Here is a 4,023-nt window from a genome sequence, read left to right as displayed (position 1 = left end):
GGAAACTTCTTCATGAAGTGACAAGTAAGAGAACATCAATAAAACAAATAATTGAAAACATGAATGCAAGTATCTCTTTACCTCGTACAAAAGAAGCTTTATTTTGGCTTATTTATAAAGGAGACATATCTTCGAATATGTACGAAAAAAAAATATCACTTGAAACAGAGGTGTGGTTGAATGACCAAACGAAGGATAATTGAAAACGAAAATGTTGATAAAGAACTACTGGATCTTACTAAATGGCCAGACGTTCGGATTGAAAGTTTATCAGATGAAGATCAATCCACTTTTTTAAAAAGAAAAAAAGCAATCCTCATGTATTTTAAAAGCAAGACACATACACAAATTCATAAGGAAACTGGAATTAATAGATCACAAATAAGTATTTTTTTAAAAAAGTGTTTGAAGTTTGATCAACAAGGGGTTCTGTGGGGATTTAGAGCGTTAATTCCCCACAAGCGTATTGATTCCTACAACCGACAATCATTACCTAAATCAAAACAAGATAATAACAATGGTGCATTTCAACTGTTATTGGAAACATATCCTGACCTACGAGAATTAATAGATCGACATGTTTTTAAACAAAAAAATAAGGCAGCATCTGAGCTTAATACCAGAACAAAACATATCCATAAGAAATTTATAATAAAGTGTCGTGAATTAGGTATCGCGCCACCTCATTATCCTTTTAATACTTCTGAACAAGGAAGAAGAAGCCTTTACAGATATGTTAAGGAATTGAATTTTAGATCAGTTCCAATTTATGAATCAACAAATCAAATATCTTTAATAAATAGACCGTTTGAACGTGTTCAATTTGATGGCCACAAACTAGATTTAAGCCTTGCTATTGTAATAAATACACCTGAAGAAGTAGAAGTAGTCAAAGAAATTAATAGAATCTGGCTCTTAACTGTTATGGATGTGGCTACAAGAAATATTCTTGGTTATCATATTAGTTTTAATAAAGAATACAATTCTTCAGATGTTTTAAGGTGTATTCGAAATGCGATTGTTCCGTGGCAACCTAAAACTTTTACGATTTCTGGACTTGAATATCCTAAAGATGGAGGATTTCCATCAGCGGTTATTCCAGAAACTCAATGGGCAGTGTGGGGAGAAATGTTTTATGATAATGCTCGATCTAATCTTTCAACAATAGTGCAAGACAGATTGAAAAACGTTGTGGGATGTGCAATAAATGCTGGACCAGTTGAATCACCTTTGAGAAGAAGCATTCAAGAACGGTTCTATGGAATTCTGGAAGAAAATGGTTTTCATCTATTGCCCAATACAACAGGTAGCAACCCTAACGATTCTCGTCGGAAAGATGCGGCCAAACAAGCGATTAAGTATCGAATTTCACCTGAGCACATAGAGGAACTTACTGAGGTCTTAATAGCTCAATATAATGGAACGCCACATGAAGGGATTAGTTTCCTTTCTCCTCTTGAAATAATGAAAGAAAAGGTTGAACAAAACCCTATGATTATTGATCAAATATCTATAGAAAAAAGAAGCGAGGCAGCTTTTATGACTCTTCATGCGCAGCGAACAATCAATGGCAATGTCAAAGATAAACGTCGGCCATATATACAATATGAAAATGTCCGATACACCAACCCAATTTTATCAAATTCTTATGGTTTAATTGGGATGAAGTTAGATTTAGTAGTTAATACAGATGATCTTCGTGTAATAAAAGCATTTTATCCTGATGGTTCAGAATTAGGACTTTTAAAAGCGTCAGGGAAATGGGGAATAACTCCACATACTTTGCTTGTAAGGCAAGAGATTTTTAAAATGCGCCATAGAAAACTAATGCATTTTACAAACCAGGATGATGCTGTCCAAATATATCATAACTTTTTATTAGAAAATGCAAAATCAAATAAAAATACTAGAAATAAATTAGCTGCTCTAGAAAAAAGTATTCGTGAGACAACTTTCTATTCAAATTCTAATGAATTAAAAGAAAATGATGTTATTGAGACAAATGATGAGTTCAATCAGAAGAAACAACTCAGAGAAAAGAAAAAAAGGTCAAAAGGATCAGAGATAAAAAAAATCAGAAAAACTATATTTTATTAATTTTAGAAAGTAGGTGAAAAGATGCATCCTATAGTTAAAAGTGAAGCATTACCAGAAACAAGACCATTATTTCCAAAAGGGACTCACCCAATAGAAACAGGCCGTTATCTAATTGGAACAAATGAAATTGATCATTTATATAAAAAAGTTGTTCAATGTCTTACTAATCGGTCAACGGGTGTTATCATCCATGGAAGACCACGATTAGGCAAAACCCGTGCATTAGAATATTTAATGCGTATCCTACCTGAAGAATTTGATAATATACCAATTTACTTTCTTTTGTCTAGAGAATATAAAAATGCTAACGAAAATATCTTCTTTCAAGATATTTTACTAGACATTGGCCACGCGGTTCCCTTTTCAGGCAAGGCAGATAAAAAGCGCCAACGTCTACTCTGGTTTTTAATTGAACGAGCAAATCAATCAGGTAAGAGGAGAATCGTCTTCTTTATAGATGATGCTCAAAGATTGGTTGACATGCAATATGGCTGGCTAATGGATATTTATAATGATTTAGATAGAGTAGGAATCAGCTTGACCGTCTTTTTAGTAGGGCAAGATGAATTAGTAAATCGCAGATCTTCATTTGGAGCCGAAGGGAAACAACAAATCATTGGACGTTTTATGGTACATCAACATCAATTTAGCGGAGTGAAAACCAAAGGTGATCTAGAAGAAATACTAGAAGGTTACGACAAATATTCATATCCACAAGATACAACATGGACTATGACTAGATATTATTTTCCTACTGCTTATTTAAATGGATTTCGTTTGAAAAATTTTACCGACTCAATCTTTGAAGCTTTTATACAATTAAGAAAAGCTGCAGGAATAAGATCCAAAATAGAAATTCCAATGCAATATATTACTTTAACAATAGAATACCTGTTAAGAGAATTTGGTGTTGAAGGAGAAAATTTAGAAGGATTAAGTGATGAGCATTTTGAAGAAGCAGTTGAAAACTCAGGTTATATAGAAGCGGAAACCAACGTTATTTTTGGTTAAAAGTTAAATTGTTTTTCGTTACAATATTGAAAGGAATAACTCCATTTGAATTTACAACATGAAGTTCCTAAAAATAAAAGAAATGCTACGTTAAACTGGAACAATGATTGGTTTAACTCTTATGAATCACCATGGGGATATTTGAAAAACTAAAATTCACCAACTTTATTGATGCAAATGATATATTGCGATTATTTGGAGTAGAGAAAGTTAGAAATTTAAAGAGTTTCGGAAAAACACACCGACAATTAATACATTTAAATGGTTTAGATGAAGATATAGTTGAACGATTCTTAGGATTTTCATTGCACCAACATAATAATTATTTATTGCAAAAGTTATTTCAATGCTTCTATAACTTTAATAAAAGTTCTAGTTACTATTTTAGAGATGACTTATTTTTTTGTATTGATTGTTTAAAGACTGGCTACCACAGTTTATTTTTCCAATCCAAATTAATTCATTTTTGTCCGTTTCATAAGCTGCCATTAATTCAAGGTTGTCCTTATTGTCGTAATCCAATACCGTATTTGCTCTCTGATCAATATACTGATGGACCATTCCTTTGTAAGTGTGGGAACGGTTGGTTAACATCCGAAACTACACCAAATCCAACTTTTTCATGGAAAAAACCAATAGGTGATATTCAATCTCAAGCATTGAATGCTTGGTTGAATCTTGATCAGAGTCAAATCAACAGATTAAATAAATGTAGGTTCTTTTCTGGAATTGACTTGGAAGATGATTCAGAGGTATTAGAAAAATTGATTTCAGTGGTCGATAGTGATTTTAAAATCTCTAAGGAATATGAATATACTTATCATAAAATAGAAACCTCGAACTATATTAATTCGCTAAAAATTGGCATAAACGAAAACGAACTACAGAATGCAAATTATTTATTAAAGAACAGCT

3 protein-coding genes and 1 pseudogene are annotated in these 4,023 nt (G+C 32.3%); all 4 read left to right on the top strand.

The features are described from left to right. A partial coding sequence (locus JCM9140_RS24245; RefSeq protein WP_034751633.1) for a hypothetical protein occupies positions 1-203 on the top strand: 203 nt, incomplete at its 5' end. After that, positions 181-2,097, top strand: coding sequence for a TnsB C-terminal domain-containing protein (locus JCM9140_RS21600; protein WP_034751631.1), 1,917 nt, complete (start codon positions 181-183; stop codon positions 2,095-2,097). The genes JCM9140_RS24245 and JCM9140_RS21600, both read left to right, overlap by 23 nt. 21 nt (positions 2,098-2,118) lie before the next feature. Next, entirely contained in the window at positions 2,119-3,108 is a 990-nt protein-coding gene (locus JCM9140_RS21595) for an ATP-binding protein (RefSeq protein ID WP_034633157.1), read from the top strand. A 131-nt stretch (positions 3,109-3,239) separates the two neighbouring features. Continuing rightward, positions 3,240-4,023, top strand: a pseudogene (locus JCM9140_RS21590) (hypothetical protein); the annotation flags it as partial.

The sequence above is a fragment of the Halalkalibacter wakoensis JCM 9140 genome (assembly GCF_000513095.1).
Classification (GTDB): Bacteria; Bacillota; Bacilli; order Bacillales; family Bacillaceae_D; genus Halalkalibacter; species Halalkalibacter wakoensis.
The sequence above is the reverse complement of the archived record's forward strand: the minus strand, read 5'-3'. Positions and strand labels throughout refer to the sequence as shown.